The sequence below is a fragment of the Streptomyces sp. URMC 124 genome (assembly GCF_051386455.1).
GTDB lineage: Bacteria > Actinomycetota > Actinomycetes > Streptomycetales > Streptomycetaceae > Streptomyces.
Genome location: NZ_JBPQTS010000405.1, coordinates 1 through 303 on the forward strand (window position 1 = coordinate 1; position 303 = coordinate 303).

1 protein-coding gene is annotated in these 303 nt (G+C 38.6%); it reads right to left on the reverse strand.

Annotated features, from left to right (window positions below; translation table 11 throughout):
• On the reverse strand, nucleotides 1-303 hold a 303-nt coding region (fliD, locus tag ACSNOG_RS33135; RefSeq protein ID WP_436756377.1), incomplete at both ends, for a flagellar filament capping protein FliD.

The following is a 303-nucleotide window of genomic DNA, read 5'->3' on the forward strand; positions in this document are numbered from 1 at the left end:
CTTTTTGTAGTACTGATCTTCCTTTTTGGTCAATCGGTTATCCCACTCTAAAATATCCGACTGCAAGTCGGAGTATTGTTTCCCTAATTCTGTTGAAGCATCTAATAGCGCTCCGCCTGATCTTCCTGCTTTTTTGGTAATTGCAGATATTGTAGTATTTAGTGAATCATATAGCCGATGTGCAATCCCTTTAGAAGATTCATCCTCAGAAAAGTTCGTGAACAATCCTATTACAGCATCAGGATCTTGTTCTATGGCTTGGCGTAACTTTTCTTCATCGATAACAATTTTCCCTGTATCCTT